Here is a 16,561-nt window from a genome sequence, read left to right on the forward strand (position 1 = left end):
CAGGAGCACAAGGTACCGTCGGTTCGCCGACTCATCCCCGGCGGGCGAAGTCCATTATCCAGTTGGTCTCCCAGCTCGCGCCGCCATCGGCTGAGAAGGCCTGCTCCCAGCGCGCCGTATCGCGCGTGATCCCCGACCAGAGGAAGCGAACCCGGATCGGCCTGTTGTCGAAGACATCCTCGCACAGGAAGGTACCGACGCCGTCGGTGAACGTGCCGCGCATCGGCACGTCGATGGTCAGAGGATTGCGACCGTCGAGCCACCAGATCGACCATTGCCTCGTCGCCGGATCGAAGGTTCGCACCGTGGCCGCACGATAGGCGCCGCCCGGCAGCTCGATCACATTGTCGTCGACATTGCCGAGCCCGCCAAGCAGCGGACGCACCTCGCATGTGCCGCCAAAAACGTCCCAATGGCTGTCGCCCGCCAGGCGCCTTTGCAGCCTTCGATGGCTGACGTCCCAGTTGCCGAAGAAGAAATCGAAATCGCCGCGTCCGTCCGCCGCAATGTCATTGGCGCTTCGGGCTGTTGCTTGCGTCGGCATGTGTAGTCCTCCCTCTGGTGAGATCCTTCTATAGCGGAAGGATACTGACACCTGTCTGTCAGGAGGATTGCCCGGTCTCAACCGCGCAAGGCCGCCATGGCGGCCGCATGCAGCTCCGGCGTCGCCGCCGCCAGCACGTCGCCACCCTTTTCCGCCGGCCCGCCGTCGAAGGTGGTGACGACGCCGCCCGCCTTCTCGATGATCGGTATCAGCGCCACGATGTCGTAAGGCTTCAATCCGGGATCGGCGACAATGTCGACGCTTCCTGACGCGACCATGGCGAAGGCATAGCAATCGGTGCCGTAGCGGGCGAGCTGGACCTGCTTTTCGAACTGATCGTAGCGCTTGCGCGCCTCGCCCTTGTAGAGCGCCGGCGTCGTGGTGAAGAACGTCGCATCGGCAAGCTTCGTCGTCTTGCGAGTTGTCAGCTTGCGTGGGCCGCCCGGTCCCTCATAGTGCGAGCCCGAGGCATTGGCGTAGAAGAGCTCGCCGGTGAAGGGCTGCGACATCATGCCGGCGACCGCGTCGCCATCGACTGTCAGCCCGACCAGCGTCCCCCACACCGGCAGGCCGGAGATGAAGGCGCGCGTGCCGTCGATCGGATCGATCACCCAGACATTCCTGCTGGTGGTATTCTCGCTGCCATGCTCCTCGCCGAGGATGCCATGGTCTGGATACTCCGCCGATATCAGCGCCCGGATGGCGCGTTCGGCCTCGCGGTCGGCTTCGGTGACCGGATCGAAACTGCCCTTTTCCTTGTTGGCGACCGCGCCCTGGCTGCGAAAACGCGGCAAGGTTTCCGCCGCTGCCGCCTGCGCAATGCGACGCATGAAATCGATGCTGATGTCCAACTGATTCTCCCGCATTGCAGCATGGCCAAGCCATGCTCTGCCGCTACTTTCCAGCCAAGACAAGGGTGCTCTACGACTTTTTCCGCTGCGACAACCGTTGCCGAAATGTCACGCCGATATCATCGAAACGCAATTTCCACATCACTATGAATTAAAAAAGCCTGAAGATCGCTTGACATTTGTGCAGCGCACAATACCCTCAGCCTCGGACAGGTTTTCCTGTCCATGCCCTCCTTGGGCGTTTCCTCCCTAGACTTCGACCGTATCGTGCAAACGATGCGGTCTTTTTTTATGCCGCAATTCCCGATGCATGTCGCCCGAAAGTGCGCGGCGGTTCTGGGACAACGACCTGTATAAAAACAAGCCTCGATTTCACTCAGCGGCCAGCGGCAGGTCAACGAAATGATGGTCGGGCATCGCCATCAGATCGGCCGAGAATCGCGTCAGATCGTCGGCCAGCGCGTCGAAGCCGGCGGCCTTCTCGAAGGTCCGCTCGTTCATGTAGAGCCCACGATTGACCTCGATCTGCAGCGCATGCAGATGGCGCGCCGGGCGACCGTAGTGTTCGGTGATGAAGCCGCCGGCATAGGGCTTGTTGTGGGCGACGGTATAGCCCATGGCGGTGAGCAGACCGATGGCGGTCTCGGTCAATGCCGCTGTGGCCGAGATGCCGAAACGGTCACCGATGATGAAATCGGGCCGCAAACCGTTGTCGCCGACACGGATGCTCGCCGGCATCGAATGACAGTCGATCAGCACGGCAAAGCCGAAGCGGGCATGGGTTCTGGTCAAAAGCCGTTTCAGCGTCTCGTGATAGGGCTTGTAGACTGCCTCGATGCGGGCGACCGCTTCGGCCAGCGGCAAGCGGCCGGAATAGATGTCCAGCCCCTCGCCCACCAGCTTGGGCACGGTGCCAAGCCCGCCAGCCACCCGCGCCGACCGGATGTTGCAGAAGGACGGCACCGGCTCGGCGAACATGCGCGGATCGAGTTCCCAGGGCTCGCGGTTGACGTCGAGATAGGCGCGCGGGAAATTCGCCGCCAGCATCGGCGCGCCGAGTGCCACGGCGCCGCCGAACAGCTCATCGACATAGCAATCCTCCGACCGGCGGATGGCGTTGCGGTCCAGCCTAGCCATGGCAAGGAAGCGCTCCGGGTAGTAGCGGCCGCTGTGTGGCGAGTTGAAGAGGAAGGGGACGCGCTGCTCGGCGCCCGAACGGATCTCGAAGGGTGGAACGACCGAAAAATCCTCGGCTGCCGTCTTCAATTTGAACGAACCCGAAAACACCAGTGCATCATCGTATGAAAGTGCCACCTTGCCGGCCGCGTGTCCAGCATTTCAGCGGCCGCGCCGCCGGGCAAATATGGCTCATCGCCGTCTTCGTTCACTTGATGTTTACCCTCACCTCCTCATATACAGGATGGTTAACGGGCTTGCCCAACGGCAATCTCGGGCGGGTGATTCGGACGGGATATCATGGCACGCATTCTTCTGGCGGAAGACGACGACGATATGCGTCGGTTCCTCGTCAAGGCGCTGGAGCGCGCCGGCTATCAGGTCAGCGATTTCGACAACGGCGCCAGCGCCTATGAGCGGCTTCGTGAAGAACCGTTCTCGCTGCTCTTGACCGACATCGTCATGCCGGAGATGGACGGCATAGAGCTCGCGCGGCGCGCCACCGAGATCGATCCCGACCTCAAGGTGATGTTCATCACCGGTTTCGCCGCCGTCGCGCTGAACCCTGATTCCAAGGCGCCGAAAGACGCCAAGGTGCTGTCGAAACCATTCCACCTGCGCGATCTCGTCAACGAGGTCGAAAAGATGCTGCAGGCGGCCTGAGCCGCTTTCCCGGCCAATGCATGTCGCCCAAGAGTGGTCCCGGTTTGGGAGAACGACATGCATGAAAACAAAGACTTAAAGTGCGCCGCATGACTCCGTTCAGACTCGACGCGCTTTAGCCATCGGCGCCCGTTCGCCGCTGCGGCGAGACGACGCCTTCTTTCCTTTTTCCTGCTATTGACGCGCCGGATCAAAAATGGTGTATGCGCGGCTTCGGATGGGCGTGTAGCTCAGCGGGAGAGCACTGCATTGACATTGCAGGGGTCACAGGTTCAATCCCTGTCACGCCCACCATCCAACCCAGACAGTCCGGTTTTCACCGACTGAGCCGCAGGTTCATCGAACCGCGGGGCAAGTTCCTGTGGCGGAACCGCCCTGGCCCAAGCCAGGACGGCACTGCCGATCAGATCATTGCGGTGTAGGATCTGGCGTGTTACCGGGCCTGTCGCTGCCGCCCTTGCTTTCGCGGCAAGGCGCATCCCCGACACCGCAGCATTTGCCGTTGTAAGTGACGCTCGGCTTCAGCTTGTCGCATTCCCTGGGGCTGGTTGTCTTGCAGCCGGCCAGCACCGAAACGGCGAGGGCGGCCAAAAGGACGTTTCTTGAAACAGTAATCATAAGACGTTCTCCTTGATGGATCGTGTTTGGACACGCCGCTTGGTCGCGATCCCGGGAGAAATGGTTCAAAAGAAAAATGCCGATGCCGGCGAATTTTCCATGCTTGCATGAGCGGACGGTCCTGATGACCTCCGCACCGCCAGCCGCACATCATGTTGATTGCTGCGGCAATCACGCCGCGAAGCCTCGAGACCTGTGCTCGATCGCAGCTTAGAGCCAGGAGGTCCTCAGCCGGCCGAGCCGCCACATGGCTCTCGCCATTCGTCCGGATTTCGGCTTCTTGCCCAACCCCACGCGCCGCCTGATCCTCCTGAAGATAGGGTTTCCAGGCTCCATCTTCACCAGCCTTGCCGCCATCTCCACCGCCGACTTCCTGTTCCCCAGCACTTCAAGAAGGATATAGGCCGAGCAAGCCATGGCGTAGGGATGGCCAGCCTTCGCCGCCGCGAAGAAAACCTCGAAGTCCTTTTCTATCGTCAGGCGACCACCGAGCCGATCGGTCAGGATGTCCATCATCGGCAAGGGAATCTTGGAGCGCGTTCTGGACTGGCTGGTCATCAGCGATTTCAGGATCGCCTCGCCCGAGGCAGGATCGCCATCACGAAAACAGGCAGCCGCCATTTTCAGGTCATAGGCGTCGTTTCGCGGGTCCAGCATCTGGGCTTTCGCCAGAAGCTCCCTTGCTCGCGCCGGGCTGATCTCGTCTTCCAGGGTCAGAAGGGTCCATTGATAGCCAAAGGCAGCCTCAAGCGGGTGATAGTCTGATTGGTGCGCCCGCAACTCTTCCAGGATGATTTCCGCCGCGCGCGACTTGCTGAACAGCGCGCTGGCGCCGACACAAGGGACATCGCCCATCACCGATGCTACCGCCGCATAGATGCTGCCTCCGGCATGGATCTGCTGGCACCTTGCCATCAGCGCCATCTCGAAGAATGCGCTGAGGGCTTCCTCCCCCTTGAAGTCTCCGGCGCCGAAATCGTCGGTCCGCAGCGCCCCGGTTTCGGCCTTGAGGTAGTCGAGCGTGGCATGATCCTGGCCGATCAGCAGGGTTGTCAGGCCCCTCGATGAAAGGTCCGACACGATCGCCTTGGCCAAAGTCGAGGGAATGACCTTGTCGGCGAAAACCAACCGTCTCCGATGATGGCCATGGACGATGTCGCCGCTGCGAAGATGCAATGCTGCCATCGGGCCGGGAAAGCGGCATTTGCCGGCCGCGTCGAGCGCCTGCCGCACGGCCGGCGAGAACCCGAAGGCTCGCAGCGTTTCGGACCTTCGCACCGGTTCGGCATCATCGTCACGGAAGAAATCGAGGACGTCGAAGTCGTCGCAGATCCAGCCGCGCTGCCTTCCCTGTCTTGCAACCGCGTCAAGGTCCGACGGCGTGAACGCGGCGCCGCCAAGAACGCCGAAATCGGAGGCTTTGATCTTCTCGCCCAGCCAGTGCTTCTCGATGAAGTCGGTGGAAAAGATCTTCCCGACCACGTCGACGGTATGGGATTCCTGGTTGGAGATATCCCTACTGTTCCAGGTGAAGCCGAAACGGTAGCCGAGCCTGTCGGCGAGTGACTTTGCGTTGGCCATGGCCAGCAGGCGGCCGCCGAGCCCGTCATCCCTGTTGACGGCGATCAACATCGACCTGTCGTGCGTTCCCGAGCCGGACATCGCCCTTTTCAATGTGGTGGAGAAACCATGCATATGTCTGTTCCAGTCCACTGCGAAGTTCGAAGGCGCCAACCGGCGGTTAAACGCGCAAGGGCGAGCTGTCATTTGCCGTCGCGGCTGTCCGGACCGCCAATTCGATGTCCCGGAAAAGCCGGTTGGCGGGTTCCGCCTCGAGTGATAGCGCAGCCATCGCCAGGGCGGCCTCGGTTCTGCCCAGAACCGTGTGAAGGATATGGGCAGTGCATGCCGCGGCGTAGGGACAGCCGGCCTTGGCCGCGACAAGGTAGAGTTCGAAGTCACCGGCCATGACATGGCCGCGCCACGAGGCGCCGGTCAAAACCTGCATGATCTGCATGGAATTTTCAGCGCCGGCATCGATTTCCCTGAGCATGAACGCTTTCAGAATTGCCTCGCCGCCTCGATAATTCTGTTCTCGAAAATAACCAGCCGCCATCTTCAGCGCATAGGCGGGGTTTTGCGGATCGAGCGCGGCCGCCCTTTCGAGGATTCCCCTCGCCTGCGCCGGGTTAATGCTGTCTTCCATAAGCAGGAAGGCCGACTGATAACCAAAGGCCGCCTCCAGCGGATGGTAATCGGATTGCCGAACCTTCAATTCGTCCAGGATGGCTGTCGCTGTTCCACGATCGCCGAACAAGGCTTTTGGTCGGAGGACCCGGATACCACCCATCACCGAGGACATTGTCGCGAACACGCTGCTTCCCGCATAGATTTGCCGACACCGAGCCATCAATGCCATTTCGAAAAACGCCCTGAGTGTCTCGTCTTCGAACTGGCCCGCTCCGAAATCGTCGGAGACGAAGGCTCCGGTCTCCGATTTCAGATAGTCGAGCGTTGCCCGATCCTGGCCGATCACCAGCGTCGCCAAGCCTTTTGACGCCAGTTTCGATACGATCGCCTTGGCTAGCGGCGCGGGAATGACCTTCTCGCAAAACTCCAACCGCGAGCGGTAGTTGCCGTGGATGATGTCGCCGCTGCGCAGATGCAGCGCGGCCATCGGCCGGGAAAACCGATGCCCGTCGGCGGCGGCGATGATTGCTCTCACGGGTTCGGAAAAGCCAAGCGTGCCAAACGTCCGATGCCTCGATCGGGCCGACCTGTTGGCCGGCAGCATCGCCCTGAACCAGCCCTGCCGGAACGATTTCAGGATGCGGAAATCATCGCAGATCCATCCTTGGAAACCGTTCCGACGGGCATCGGCTGCCAGGCTGGACCGCGTGAATCGCGTACCGTCGAGGACACCGTACCGGGCAGCGTCGATCTTCTCGCCCAGCCAGTGTCTTTCGATAAAGCCGGTGGCAAAAACCTTGTCGACGGAATCGACAATGTGGAATTGCATGTCGTCGAGGCGGCTCCAGGTGAAGCCGAAACGGCACCCCAGTTTGTCGGCGAGACATTTTGCATTGACCATGGCGAGCAGGCGCCCTCCAAGGCCGTCTGCCCTGGTCGCCGCCAATGTCATCGTGGAGAAATCGCTCAAGCGGCATCAACTTTCGGGCGCTGACAGCCGGACCTGGCCGGCTTCGATATGCCGGAGGAACCATGCATATGTCTGCTCCAGCCCGCTACGCAGCGAGTACCGAGGGCGCCAGCCGGTGGCAAACAGCCGCGAGACGTCCAGCAGCTTGCGCGGCGTGCCATCCGGCTTGGTCGGATCGAATGTGATTGTGGCATCGCTGCCGACGACGGATGCAACCGTGGCTGCAAGCTCGGCAATGGTGATGTCCTCTCCCGTTCCGACATTGACGTGGCTGTCGCCGGAATAATTTTTCAACAGAAACACCAGCGCATCGGCGGCATCGTCGACATAGAGGAATTCCCGCATCGGTTTGCCCGATCCCCATACCTGCAGGCTCTTACGACCAGCCTGTTTTGCCTCATGCGCCTTGCGCATCAATGCGGGTATGACGTGGCTGGAATCGAGGTCGAAATTGTCACCCTGCCCGTAGAGATTGGTCGGCATCGCCGAGATGTAGTCGACGCCGTGCTGGCGCCGGTAAGCCTGGCACAGCTTCAGTCCGGCGATCTTGGCGATCGCGTACCATTCATTGGTCGGCTCCAGCGGCCCGGTCAGCAGCGCATCCTCCGGGATCGGCTGCGGCGCGAATTTCGGGTAGATACAGGACGAGCCGAGGAACAGGAGCTTCTGCACCTCGCTGCGAAAGGCGCTCTCCATGACATTGGTCTGCACGACAAGGTTCTCGTGAAGAAAGTCGACCGGCAGCCTGTCATTGGCCAGGATGCCGCCGACCTTGGCGGCCGCCATCACCACGGCATCCGGCCGATGATCTGCCATCCAGCGCCGCACGCCGGCCTGGTCGAGAAGGTCGAGCTCACTTCGCGCAACCGTGAGGATCTCGCAATCCTCGGCTGCCAGCCTGCGCACGATGGCCGAGCCGACCATGCCGCGATGTCCGGCCACGAAAACCCGCTTGCCCCTGAGGTCGAAGGCCTCGTTCATCGCACTGCCCTTATCAGGAATGGCCGTGCCTGGCATCAGCGGCGACGCGCGCCAGATCAGTCTGCACCATCTCCGCCACCAGGTCCTTGAAACCGGTCACATGCGACCAGCCGAGCATCGCTTTGGCCTTGGATGCGTCGCCGACAAGCAGGTCGACCTCGGTCGGCCTGAAATAGCGCGGGTCGATGCGCACCACCACGGCGCCGGAATCGGCATCGATGCCGATCTCGTCCACGCCCGTGCCCTGCCAGCGAATGGTCCGCCCGGTTTCAGCAAAGGCCAGTTCGACGAATTCGCGCACCGAATGCGCCTCGCCCGTCGCCAGCACGAAATCATCAGCCTCGTCATGCTGCAGGATGCGCCACATGCCCTCGACATAGTCGCGCGCATGGCCCCAGTCGCGCTTGGCATCGATATTGCCGAGATAGAGTGTCTCCTGCAGGCCACGATGAATCGAGGCGACGGCGCGCGTGATCTTGCGGGTCACGAAGGTTTCGCCACGGGTCGGGCTCTCATGGTTGAACAGGATGCCATTGGCGGCAAACATGCCATAGGCCTCGCGATAATTGACCGTGATCCAGTAGGCATAGAGCTTGGCGGCGGCATAGGGCGAGCGCGGCTGGAAGGGCGTCGTCTCGCGCTGCGGAACTTCCCGTGCTCTGCCATAGAGTTCCGACGTCGACGCCTGGTAGAAACGCACCGTTTTTTCCAGCCGCAGGATGCGGATCGCCTCCAGCAGCCTGAGCGCCCCCAACGCATCGGCATTGCCTGTGTATTCAGGCGTCTCGAAACTCACCTGGACGTGGCTCTGGGCGCCAAGATTGTAGATTTCGTCCGGCTGTGTCTCCTGCACCAGACGGATCAGGTTGGTGGCGTCCGTGAGGTCGCCATAATGCAGGAAGAAACGGGCATCGCGCTCATGCGGATCGATATAGATGCCGTCGACGCGCTCGGTGTTGAACGAGGACGAACGGCGCTTGACGCCATGGACGACATAGCCCTTCTGCAAAAGCAGCTGTGCCAGATAAGCCCCGTCCTGGCCGGTTACACCGGTGATGAGCGCCACTTTGTCTGCCATCGCTCTGTTGGTCCCTGATCTGCACTCCCGCAATACAGATTCAAACCAACGACGCAAATCCCCGCGCGGGTGATTCTTTTTGGCCCAACTTCCTGTCGCTCAGACGCCCGCGACGGCGCAGAGGCTCTTCATCCTGGTGATGGCCAGTTCCGGGTCGGCCAGCAATCCCGCCTGGTCGGCAAGGCGAAAGACATCGGCGTAGTGGCGGATGCCGCGTGCCGACTGCATGCCGCCGATCATCGAGAAATGATCCTGGTGGCCGTTCAGCCACGCCATGAAGACAATGCCGGCCTTGTAGTACTCGGTCGGCGCCTCGAAGATCTTGCGCGACAGCGGCACGGTCGGCGCTATCAGCGCGTCATAGCCGGCGCGATCGCCGTCCGCCAGTTTCGCCAGCGCGGCGTTGGCGACCGGCGCAATCGCATCGAAGATGCCGAGCAGAGCGTGCGAGTGTTTCTTGCCGTCGCCGGCGATCAGTTCGGGATAGTTGAAATCGTCGCCGGTGAACATGACGACCCCTTCTGGCAGCCGGTTTCTCAGCGCGACCTCCTTGCCGGTGTCGAGCAGGGAGATCTTTATCCCTTCGACCTTCCCGGCGTGGCGTTCGATGATGGCGACGACCGTGTCCAGCGCGGTTTCGAAATCGCTGCTGCCCCAATAACCTTTCAGCGCCGGATCGAACATGTCGCCCAGCCAATGCAGGATGACCTTGCCGGAGGCCTGACTCAGAATGCGGTCATAGACACCGGCATAGTCTTCCGGGCCCTTGGCGACAGCCGCCAGCGCCCGGCTGGCCATCATGATCGCCTTGCCGCCCAGCCCCTCGATGAAAGCGAATTGCTCCTCATAGGCCCTGATCACATCGTCGAGCGTCCTGGCGGCGGCCGGCGCCAGATGATCCGTCCCTGCGCCCGACGCAAGGGCGGCGCCGTCGACCGTACGCGCCTCTGCAATCGAACGCCGGATCAGTTCCTGTGCGCTTGCCCAGTCGAAACCCATGCCGCGCTGCGACGTGTCCATGGCTTCGGCGATACGGAAGCCGAGCCGCCACAAATGATGACGGAAGGCCATGGTCCGTTCCCAGTCGACCACCGGCCGCGACCACGGATCGGTCATCGCAAGCGGATCGGCAACGACGTGCGCGGCGGCATAGGCGATGCGGGAAAACCGCGCGCCGATCACCGGCCGCGCCGGCTGGCCGACCAGACGGTAGCGGGCGCTGCGGCCCTCCTGACCAGGCAAGGCAATGTCCATCGAACTCTCCCTTTTTCGCGCCTATAAATGGAACGTTCCAATAAATCAAGGACCTTTACGATTCATCGTCGATCCCGAGGAAAATGCTGCAATGCAGCACAATAACCGTTATGGCGCACGGCATCCAGCACCCAACGATCAATTTTCTGGATGGGGAAAAGAATCTCGATTGACTCAACCTTGGAGCAGTGATTAGAACGTTCCAATAGATTTGACCGAGAAACAACCGGGAGGACGCATCGGGATGGCCAGCCGGGCCAAGGCGACGATATTCGACATTGCCCGCGAGGCTGGCGTGTCCAAATCGACGGTATCGCTCGTGCTCCAGGGCAGCGGGCTGATCCGGCCTGAAACCGCGGTCAAGGTGCGCAAGGCGATCGAGGACGTCGGTTACGTCTACAACCGCGGCGCCGCCAATCTGCGCAAGGCCCATTCCAACGTCATCGGCATGGTCATCAATGATCTCACCAATCCTTTCTTCGCGGAACTGGCGGTCGGCATGGAGCGCGTCTTTCAGTCGGCCGGCATCGTGCCTTTCATCGCCAACACGGCGGAGAACCCCGTGCGTCAGGAAGAGGTGCTGAAATCGCTGATGGAGCAAGGCGTCGCCGGCCTCATCGTGTCACCGGCGCGCGGCACCACGCCAGGCGCCTTCCGGCGCCTGGAAACGGCGGGCGTGCCGGTCGTCTTCGCCATGCGCCGGCTGCCTGAAAGCCGCATCCCGGTGATCGCACCCGACAATCATCGCGGCGCCTATCTCGCCACCGCTCATCTGATCGGCAAGGGGCATCGCCGGCTGGTCTTCTTCGGCGGCACTTCGGACCTGGTGGTCTATCAGGAACGGTTGGGCGGTTTCCGCGAAGCCTGCGAGACGCTGGGTATCGCCGCCCGCGACACGCTTGTCGTCCAGGGCGAGACCAGCCGCAGAGGTGGCATCGCTTGCCTGGAGACCGCTCTCGCGATGGCTGAGCCGCCGACCGCGGCCCTCTGCTTCAACGACGCCGTCGCCTTTGGCGTCATGCTGGCATTGCGCAAGCGTGGGCTCGAGCCTGGAACGGATTTCGCCGTCGTCGGTTTCGACGATGTGGTCGAGGCCGAGCACTACATGCCGGCGCTGACCAGCGTCTCGGTGGATACGGCAGGTCTCGGCGAACGCGCCGCTCACGTCATGCTGAAGATGATCCAGTCGCGCACCACCCGCGCCGAGGACCATATCGGCGCCGTCAATCTGGTCGTCAGGGAAAGCTGCGGCCCAAATCGATCCGCGGACCTGGGAATGGGAGACGCGGCATGAGCGTCAGATGGGGACTGGTCGGCGCCAGCACGATTGCCAGGCAGTTCATGATCAACGCCATCCGGGCGCAGTCCGATGGCGAGATCGCGGCGGTGATGAGTTCCAGCCCGGAGCGCGCCACGGCCTATGCCAGGGAAAATGGCATTCCCGCCGCCGTTTCGACGCTTGATGCCCTGCTCAAATCCGACATCGACGCGGTCTACATCTCGACCACCAACGAATTGCATCTCGAACAGGCGCTCGCCGCCGCCAGGGCGGGCAAGCATGTGCTGTGCGAGAAGCCGCTCGCGCTGACCAGCGCCGATGCGCGCACAATGGTTGCCGCCGCCAGGGCTGCCGGCATCGTACTCGGCACCAACCACCATCTGCGCAATGCCGGCGCGCATCGCGCCATGCGCGAGGCGATCGCCGCCGGCCGCATCGGCAAGCCGATCGCGGCGCGTGTCTTCCATTCCGTCTATCTGCCGGAAAACCTGCAGGGCTGGCGCATCACCAAACCGGAAGCAGGCGGCGGCGTGGTGCTTGACATCACCGTGCATGATGCCGACACGCTGCGCTTCGTGCTTGGCGACGATCCCCTCGAGGTTTCGGCCCTCACCCAATCGGCGGGAATGGCTGGCAGCGGGCTGGAGGACGGCGCCATGTGCATCTGGCGCTTCAAGTCGGGCGTCATCGCGCAGTCGCACGAAGGCTTCACCACCAAATTCGCCGACACCGGCTTCGAGGTGCATGGCTCGGATGGCTCCTTGATCGCCAGCAATGTGATGACGCAGAAGCCGGTCGGCTCGGTAATGCTGCGCACCGCCAAGGGCGAGGAACAACTGAGCTTCGACCGCGAGGACCTCTACTCCCGGTCGCTGCGCCAGTTCCATGCCGCGATCCGTGGCGAGGGCCAGCCCTCCGCCACTGGCGAGGACGGCATCTGGTCGCTTACCGCTGCCGAGGCAGCGCTTCAGTCGGCCAATTCCGGCAAGGTCGTCAAGATTGACCCGAAACTCGGGAGCATGAATTGAGCAAGGTGGTTTCGGCAGCGCGGGCAGCGGGCCTCATCAAGGACGGCATGGTCGTTTCCGTGTCCTCGTCGAGTGGTCTTGGCTGCCCGGACGCCGTGCTTGCCGCGATCGGTGAGCGCTTCGACAGTGAAGGCCATCCGAAGGACATCACCACGCTGCACCCGATCGCCGCCGGTGACATGTATGGCATCAAGGGCATTGACCATCTGGCCAAGCCGGGCCTGTTGAAGCGAACACTGTGCGGCTCCTATCCGTCCGGCCCCTCCTCTTCCGAGCCGCCGCAGATCTGGAAGATGATCGGTGACAATTCGGTCGCCGCCTACAACGTCCCGTCCGGCATCCTGTTCGACATGCACCGCGAGGCCGCCGCCAAGCGCCCGGGCGTGCTGACCAAGGTCGGTCTCGACACCTTCGCCGACCCACGCCATCAGGGCTGCGCCATGAACGCGGCCGCCAGCGAGCCGATCGTTTCGGTGCAGCAATTCGACGGCGAGGAGTGGCTCTATTTCCGCTCGATCGTGCCACAGGTCTCGATCATCCGCGCCACCACGGCGGACGAGCGCGGTAACCTCACCTACGAGCATGAGGGCGCCTATCTCGGCGGTCTCGAGCAGGCGCTGGCCGCCCGCAACAATGGCGGCGTCGTCATCGCGCAGGTCAAGCGCGTCGTCGAGAACGGCACGCTGAAGCCGCATGACGTGCGCGTGCCGGGCGTGCTGGTCGACCATATCGTCGTCGCACCCGACCAGTTGCAGACAACGCTGACGCCCTACGACCCGGCGATCTCCGGCGAGATCTTCCGGCCGCTTTCGAGCTTCCGCAACGCCGAGATGAACGTGCAGAAGGTGATCGCGCGCCGCGTCGCCATGGAGCTTCGGGACGGCATGGCCGTCAATATCGGCTTCGGCATCTCGGCCAATGTGCCGCGCATCCTTCTCGAAGAAGGCCAGCACGGCAAGGTCACCTGGGTGATCGAACAGGGCGCGGTCGGCGGCGTGCCGCTGCTCGACTTCAAGTTCGGCTGCGCCTCGAACGCCGAGGCGATCATGCCTTCGCCGCACCAGTTCATCTATTTCCAGGCCGGCGGCTTCGACGCGTCGCTGCTGTCCTTCCTGCAGATCGACCGCCACGGCTCCGTCAACGTGTCGAAGCTCTCGGCGCGCCCGCATGTCACCGCTGGCGCCGGCGGCTTCGTCGACATCACCGCGCGGGCGAAGAAGATCGTGTTCTCCGGCTTCTTCAACGCCGGCGCCAAGCTGTCGCTTGCCGATGGCGGCATCAGCATCGACCAGGAAGGCAAGGTCAAGAAGGTGGTCGCGGAGGTTGAGCACATCTCCTTCTCCGGCAAGCGCGCGGTCGCGCAGGGCCAGGACATCACCTACGTCACCGAGCGCTGTGTCATGAAGCTGACCCCGGGAGGTCTGGTGGTCACCGAACTCGCGCCAGGTATTGACCTGCAGCGCGACGTGCTGGCGCAGTCGGAAATTCCGTTGGCCGTCGCCAAGGACCTCAAGACCACTCCGGAAGCGCTCTATCGCGACCCGCCGATCGGCCTGTCGCTGAATGGCGGCGCGTCACTTGGAGGCGCGTATGGCTGAGCCTCTCGTCACCTTCGGGCAGGACGGCGCCATCGGCACCATCACCTTGCGCCGGCCGGAGAAATTCAACGCGCTGGACATTCCGATGCTGCGCGCGCTGGAGGCCGCACTCGACGAAGCAGAGACGGCAACCGACGTGCGTGTCGTGCTGCTGCGCGGCGAGGGCAAGGGCTTTTGTGCCGGCGGCGATGTCGAGGCGTGGGCCGCCATGAGCGCCGCCGATTTCCAGGTGCAATGGGTGCGCTACGGACATCGTGTCTTCGACCGGCTGGCGCGACTGCGGCAACCGACGATCGCCGTGCTGTCGGGCCATGCGCTGGGCGGCGGGCTGGAACTGGCCGCCGCTTGTGATTTCCGCGTGGCGGAAACACAGGTGAAATTGGGCTTCCCCGAAACCTCGATCGGCGTGGTGCCCGGCTGGTCCGGCACACAGCGCGCGGTGCGCCGCTTCGGCGCGCAGACGGTGCGGCGCATGGCGCTCGGCGGCGAGGTTCTCCTCGCTCCTGAAGCGCTGGCCCTGAGTGTGGTCGACCGGGTGGTCGAAACCGGCAAGGGTCATGCGGAGGCCAAGGCCTGGGCCGAAAAGATCGCCGAGCGCGGACCGCTGGCGACGGAAGCCGCCAAGCTGATGATCGCGGTCGCCGAAGGCGAGGAAAGTGCCGCCGCCGTCGAAGCGCTGGCCAGCAGCTTCATCGCCCTGACCGGCGACCTCAAGGCCGGCGTCGGCGCCTTCAAGGCCAAGCAGAAACCAGCATTTTCAAGAACCTAGAGAAAATAACCCCGATGAACGCTCCCCTCAACATCGCCATGCCCGCCGAGGCATCCGCAGCGCCAAAAACCTATCGGCTGCTGATCGACGGCAAGCATGTCGATGCTCGCGACGGCCGCATGCTGGAGCGCAAGAGTCCCGGCCACGGCTTCGCCGTTTCGCGCTATGCGCAGGCCGGCGAGGCTGACGTGGAAGCTGCTGTGCAGGCCGCGCACAAGGCGTTCGAGACCGGCCCGTGGCCGCGCATGAAAGCGGCCGAACGCGCCGCGATCCTGCTCAAGGCGGCCGACCTGATCGAGGCACGGCTGGAAGAGATCGCTCGGCTCGACGCGCTGGAATCCGGCAAGCCGATCACCCAGGCGCGCGGCGAGATCGGCGGCGCCGTCGACATCTGGCGCTATGCCGCCTCGCTGGCCCGCACGCTGCATGGCGAATCCTACGCCAATCTCGGCGACGCCATGCTGGGCGTCGTGCTGCGCGAGCCGATCGGCGTCGTCTCGATCATCACGCCGTGGAATTTCCCTTTCCTGATCGTCAGCCAGAAACTGCCGTTTGCACTCGCCGCCGGCTGCGCGGCTGTCGTCAAGCCCAGCGAAATGACCTCGGCATCGACCTTCGTCCTCGGCGACATCCTGATGCAGGCCGGCCTGCCGGCCGGCGTCGTCAACATCCTTGCCGGTCTGGGCGCGGATGTCGGTGCGCCGATGGTCAGCCATCCCCTGGTCGAGATGGTGTCGTTCACCGGCTCCACCCGCGTCGGCAAGATGACCATGGCATCGGCCGCGCAGTCGCTGAAGAAAGTCTCGATGGAGCTCGGCGGCAAGAACGGCCAGATCGTCTTCCCCGACGCCGACCTTGAGGCCGCCGCCGACGCGGCGGTGTTCGGCGGTTTCTTCAATGCCGGCGAGTGCTGCAACGCCGGCAGCCGGCTGATCGTGCACGAGGCGATCGCCGACGATTTTCTCAGCACGGTGAAGGCACTTACCTCCAAGGTGGTTGTTGGTGACCCGCTCGACGACCGCACCAAGGTCGGCGCTATGATTTCCTCCGACCATCTGGCAAAGGTAGCCGGCTATGTCGCGGCGGCGGCGGTCGATGGCAGCCAGGTTTACAGCGGCGGCAAGCAGTTGGCCTCGAGCGCCGGCCAGTACCTCGATCCGACCATCATCCGTGGCGTCACCGAGGACATGGCCATCGCGCGTGAGGAAGTGTTCGGCCCGGTGCTTTCCGTGCTGACTTTTGAATCGATTGAAAAGGCGTTGCACATCGCCAACAACACGCCTTATGGTTTGTCGGCGGGCGTGTGGAGTGCCAGCATCGACACCTGCATGTCGGTTGCGCGTGGGGTGCGTTCGGGGACCGTTTGGGTGAATACATTCATGGAAGGTTATCCCGAGCTGCCTTTCGGAGGCTACAAGCAGTCCGGTCTCGGACGCGAACTCGGCAAACGCGCCGTCGAGGATTATACCGAGGAAAAGACAATCCAGTTTCATCGCGGCCAGCGCACCGGTTGGTGGGTCGGCTGAGTTGGGAAGAACCCGGTGGGCTCCACCGGTCGTGTA

The 16,561-nt window shown here is 62.9% G+C and carries 17 protein-coding genes and 1 tRNA gene; 9 read left to right on the forward strand and 9 right to left on the reverse strand.

Going from position 1 to position 16,561, the window contains the following annotated elements; genetic code table 11:
* Positions 1-31: 31 nt before the first annotated feature.
* The 3 genes from BLS48_RS12100 to BLS48_RS12110 form a co-directional block, all read right to left on the reverse strand.
* Positions 32-544, reverse strand: a complete 513-nt coding sequence (locus tag BLS48_RS12100; RefSeq protein WP_091577862.1) for a DUF1579 domain-containing protein — start codon at positions 542-544, stop codon at positions 32-34.
* 77 nt (positions 545-621) lie between these two features.
* The gene (gene hisN, locus BLS48_RS12105; RefSeq protein WP_091578072.1) at positions 622-1,395 is read right to left on the reverse strand and encodes a histidinol-phosphatase; all 774 of its coding nucleotides are present in this window, start codon (positions 1,393-1,395) and stop codon (positions 622-624) included.
* A 372-nt stretch (positions 1,396-1,767) separates the two neighbouring features.
* Positions 1,768-2,709 (reverse strand): N-formylglutamate amidohydrolase, encoded by a 942-nt coding sequence (locus tag BLS48_RS12110; protein ID WP_091577864.1) that lies wholly within the window; start codon positions 2,707-2,709, stop codon positions 1,768-1,770.
* 162 nt (positions 2,710-2,871) lie between these two features.
* On the opposite strand from BLS48_RS12110, the gene cpdR reads away from it, so the two are divergent.
* Entirely contained in the window at positions 2,872-3,234 is a 363-nt protein-coding gene (cpdR, locus tag BLS48_RS12115; RefSeq protein ID WP_006199474.1) for a cell cycle two-component system response regulator CpdR, read from the forward strand.
* Between the two features lie 219 nt (positions 3,235-3,453).
* Positions 3,454-3,528: transfer RNA gene (locus BLS48_RS12120), tRNA-Val, on the forward strand.
* A gap of 114 nt (positions 3,529-3,642) precedes the next feature.
* Here BLS48_RS12120 and BLS48_RS12125 read toward each other — a convergent pair.
* From BLS48_RS12125 to BLS48_RS34910, 3 genes are all read right to left on the reverse strand, one after another.
* Positions 3,643-3,852 carry a hypothetical protein gene (locus tag BLS48_RS12125; protein ID WP_091577866.1) on the reverse strand — a complete coding sequence of 70 codons (210 nt, stop codon included), beginning with the start codon at positions 3,850-3,852 and terminating at the stop codon, positions 3,643-3,645.
* Positions 3,853-4,062: 210 nt separating this feature from the next.
* Positions 4,063-5,547, reverse strand: coding sequence for an O-fucosyltransferase family protein (locus BLS48_RS12130; protein WP_244529566.1), 1,485 nt, complete (start codon positions 5,545-5,547; stop codon positions 4,063-4,065).
* Positions 5,548-5,593: 46 nt separating this feature from the next.
* On the reverse strand, positions 5,594-6,400 hold the full coding sequence (locus BLS48_RS34910) for a hypothetical protein (RefSeq protein WP_143019415.1): 807 nt from the start codon (positions 6,398-6,400) through the stop codon (positions 5,594-5,596).
* A 90-nt stretch (positions 6,401-6,490) separates the two neighbouring features.
* On the opposite strand from BLS48_RS34910, the gene BLS48_RS34915 reads away from it, so the two are divergent.
* Entirely contained in the window at positions 6,491-7,036 is a 546-nt protein-coding gene (locus BLS48_RS34915; RefSeq protein ID WP_143019416.1) for a hypothetical protein, read from the forward strand.
* Here the strand turns inward: BLS48_RS34915 and fcl are convergent.
* The 3 genes from fcl to BLS48_RS12150 all read right to left on the reverse strand — a co-directional run bounded on the left by fcl (position 7,019) and on the right by BLS48_RS12150 (position 10,325).
* The gene (fcl, locus tag BLS48_RS12140; RefSeq protein ID WP_091577869.1) at positions 7,019-7,993 is read right to left on the reverse strand and encodes a GDP-L-fucose synthase; all 975 of its coding nucleotides are present in this window, start codon (positions 7,991-7,993) and stop codon (positions 7,019-7,021) included. The genes BLS48_RS34915 and fcl overlap by 18 nt on opposite strands.
* A gap of 13 nt (positions 7,994-8,006) precedes the next feature.
* Positions 8,007-9,071, reverse strand: a complete 1,065-nt coding sequence (gmd, locus tag BLS48_RS12145; RefSeq protein ID WP_091577871.1) for a GDP-mannose 4,6-dehydratase — start codon at positions 9,069-9,071, stop codon at positions 8,007-8,009.
* A gap of 99 nt (positions 9,072-9,170) precedes the next feature.
* Positions 9,171-10,325, reverse strand: coding sequence for a dihydrodipicolinate synthase family protein (locus BLS48_RS12150; protein ID WP_091577873.1), 1,155 nt, complete (start codon positions 10,323-10,325; stop codon positions 9,171-9,173).
* On the opposite strand from BLS48_RS12150, the gene BLS48_RS34920 reads away from it, so the two are divergent.
* From BLS48_RS34920 to BLS48_RS12175, 6 genes are read left to right on the forward strand one after another with little or no spacing between them, the layout of a single operon-like run.
* Positions 10,318-10,521, forward strand: a complete 204-nt coding sequence (locus BLS48_RS34920) for a hypothetical protein (RefSeq protein WP_143019417.1) — start codon at positions 10,318-10,320, stop codon at positions 10,519-10,521. The two genes, BLS48_RS12150 and BLS48_RS34920, sit on opposite strands and share 8 nt — an antisense overlap.
* Before the next feature lie 48 nt (positions 10,522-10,569).
* On the forward strand, positions 10,570-11,619 hold the full coding sequence (locus tag BLS48_RS12155) for a LacI family DNA-binding transcriptional regulator (RefSeq protein WP_091577875.1): 1,050 nt from the start codon (positions 10,570-10,572) through the stop codon (positions 11,617-11,619).
* The gene (locus BLS48_RS12160; protein WP_091577876.1) at positions 11,616-12,632 is read left to right on the forward strand and encodes a Gfo/Idh/MocA family protein; all 1,017 of its coding nucleotides are present in this window, start codon (positions 11,616-11,618) and stop codon (positions 12,630-12,632) included. The genes BLS48_RS12155 and BLS48_RS12160 overlap by 4 nt, the downstream gene beginning before the upstream one ends.
* Positions 12,629-14,230 carry an acyl CoA:acetate/3-ketoacid CoA transferase gene (locus BLS48_RS12165; protein ID WP_091577878.1) on the forward strand — a complete coding sequence of 534 codons (1,602 nt, stop codon included), beginning with the start codon at positions 12,629-12,631 and terminating at the stop codon, positions 14,228-14,230. Before BLS48_RS12160 ends, BLS48_RS12165 begins: the two co-directional genes overlap by 4 nt.
* Entirely contained in the window at positions 14,223-14,999 is a 777-nt protein-coding gene (locus BLS48_RS12170; RefSeq protein WP_091577880.1) for an enoyl-CoA hydratase/isomerase family protein, read from the forward strand. The genes BLS48_RS12165 and BLS48_RS12170 overlap by 8 nt, the downstream gene beginning before the upstream one ends.
* 14 nt (positions 15,000-15,013) lie before the next feature.
* Complete coding sequence (locus BLS48_RS12175; protein ID WP_091577882.1) at positions 15,014-16,525, forward strand: aldehyde dehydrogenase family protein; 1,512 nt, start codon at positions 15,014-15,016, stop codon at positions 16,523-16,525.
* Positions 16,526-16,561: the final 36 nt, after the last annotated feature.

Origin of the sequence: Mesorhizobium qingshengii (assembly GCF_900103325.1) — a bacterium.
GTDB lineage: Bacteria > Pseudomonadota > Alphaproteobacteria > Rhizobiales > Rhizobiaceae > Mesorhizobium > Mesorhizobium qingshengii.

Bases quoted from the DNA above. Each gene is read 5' to 3' on its own strand.
- BLS48_RS12100 (WP_091577862.1), bottom strand. From the start codon at position 544: ATGCCGACGCAAGCAACAGCCCGAAGCGCCAATGACATTGCGGCGGAC.
- cpdR (WP_006199474.1), top strand. From the start codon at position 2,872: ATGGCACGCATTCTTCTGGCGGAAGACGACGACGATATGCGTCGGTTC.
- BLS48_RS12125 (WP_091577866.1), bottom strand. From the start codon at position 3,852: ATGATTACTGTTTCAAGAAACGTCCTTTTGGCCGCCCTCGCCGTTTCG.
- BLS48_RS12130 (WP_244529566.1), bottom strand. From the start codon at position 5,547: ATGCATGGTTTCTCCACCACATTGAAAAGGGCGATGTCCGGCTCGGGA.
- fcl (WP_091577869.1), bottom strand. From the start codon at position 7,993: ATGAACGAGGCCTTCGACCTCAGGGGCAAGCGGGTTTTCGTGGCCGGA.
- gmd (WP_091577871.1), bottom strand. From the start codon at position 9,071: ATGGCAGACAAAGTGGCGCTCATCACCGGTGTAACCGGCCAGGACGGG.
- BLS48_RS34920 (WP_143019417.1), top strand. From the start codon at position 10,318: ATGTCCATCGAACTCTCCCTTTTTCGCGCCTATAAATGGAACGTTCCA.
- BLS48_RS12150 (WP_091577873.1), bottom strand. From the start codon at position 10,325: ATGGACATTGCCTTGCCTGGTCAGGAGGGCCGCAGCGCCCGCTACCGT.
- BLS48_RS12155 (WP_091577875.1), top strand. From the start codon at position 10,570: ATGGCCAGCCGGGCCAAGGCGACGATATTCGACATTGCCCGCGAGGCT.
- BLS48_RS12160 (WP_091577876.1), top strand. From the start codon at position 11,616: ATGAGCGTCAGATGGGGACTGGTCGGCGCCAGCACGATTGCCAGGCAG.
- BLS48_RS12170 (WP_091577880.1), top strand. From the start codon at position 14,223: ATGGCTGAGCCTCTCGTCACCTTCGGGCAGGACGGCGCCATCGGCACC.
- BLS48_RS12175 (WP_091577882.1), top strand. From the start codon at position 15,014: ATGAACGCTCCCCTCAACATCGCCATGCCCGCCGAGGCATCCGCAGCG.